The 1244-nt window shown below is 44.1% G+C and carries 2 protein-coding genes and 1 pseudogene; 1 reads left to right on the top strand and 2 read right to left on the bottom strand.

Features of this window, described 5'->3' with window-relative positions; all coding sequences use genetic code 11:
* On the top strand, window positions 1–234 hold a 234-nt coding region (locus tag ACS8FD_RS15295; protein WP_439276474.1), incomplete at its 5' end, for an outer membrane protein assembly factor BamE.
* A gap of 4 nt (window positions 235–238) precedes the next feature.
* On the opposite strand, the gene ACS8FD_RS15290 is transcribed toward ACS8FD_RS15295, so the two are convergent.
* Window positions 239–607: an RnfH family protein gene (locus ACS8FD_RS15290; protein ID WP_439262869.1), complete on the bottom strand. Its 369-nt coding sequence runs from the start codon at window positions 605–607 to the stop codon at window positions 239–241.
* Window positions 595–1244, bottom strand: a pseudogene (locus ACS8FD_RS15285) (hypothetical protein); the annotation flags it as partial. The pseudogene ACS8FD_RS15285 and the gene ACS8FD_RS15290, both read right to left, overlap by 13 nt.

Here is a 1244-nt window from a genome sequence, read left to right as displayed (position 1 = left end):
CTACAAGTAGGCATGAATCAAAACCAAGTATTGTACATACTCGGGAGCCCTGCTATCAAAGACACATTAGCACCCAATCGTTGGGATTATATCTACGACTACCAGGCAGGCACAGAAGGTGAGCGCAAAGGTATCACAGATGTCAAAAATGCCAGCCAGCATTTGATTGTCTATTTTGATGCCAATGGTATTGTCACTCGTATCGAAGGTATAGAAACCCTACCTCAGTCTTAACCATTTATATTTGCTTTTTTTTATCACGATTTTTGCGCTGAGACATGGGATCAGCGCTTAAGCTACGGTATACCTCGATGCGATCTAGCGGTTGTAATATGTAGCTTATAGGCTGTTTTTGTGCATAAATTCCTACATGCCAGCGCTTGGCAGTAGGCGTTATCATACTTGCTACTTGTTCGCACCATACGGCCAAGTTAGGAAACTGAATTAACCATCCAGCTTGTTCTAGTGCTTCATATAGAGTCGTACCTTCAACGACTTGTAATGTCAGATAATGTTGGCGCTTTACATCTTCAGCATAGGCCAGTTGCACTGTCATCATGGCTGGCTTATGAGAGCGTTTAGACGTATTCTCTATCAACTCAGCCATAGCAGTATCCAACCTACTAATGCTAAAATCAGTGCTAACGGTACAATGAGACGAATGGCCACGCGCCATAGGTTGTACGATGCTTCACTGCCAAAGTTTAAAGACTTACGCAAGTGACTGATTTTCATATGCCAGCCGGCAAATATAGACAGCACTAGCACTGCAATACTACTCACTATAACCAATAGACCCACTAGCCAAGCTGTCGGTACTATTGTGACTAGTAACAAACCTACAATCAATGTTATAACCAAGCCGACCACTAGGCCAAATTTATGCGCTAGCTGCTGGGCGCTATAATATAACAAATAGCTTGCTACAAATAATACGCCTGCATGGTATAGCAGTTGCCCAATGGGCGGTAGTGCTAAGCCACTACTGAATAATGCAATGATACCAATGACTAGCTGCAGTATCCAGATGGGTAGCACCAGTTTGGCAGCACGATAGGTATGAGGAGCCTTAGTCGAATGTGACTTGGTTACATTGAGACCATCTGGCTCTACTGCAGTTACTATCTGCTTCGTCACTAGATGCTGACCAAACCAGTATAGTCCAGTACCTGCTCCTACACTGACCAACGCAAGTGCAACCGCTCGTGCCCATTCGGTTAAGTTAATGTTCGTCATGGCGAATT

Source organism: Psychrobacter sp. 1U2 (assembly GCF_051847575.1).
This window is presented reverse-complemented; position numbering and strand designations above follow the sequence as displayed.

What these genes read in the sequence shown, in the direction of transcription:
- ACS8FD_RS15290 (WP_439262869.1), bottom strand. Translation starts at nt 607, where the DNA reads ATGGCTGAGTTGATAGAGAATACGTCTAAACGCTCTCATAAGCCAGCC.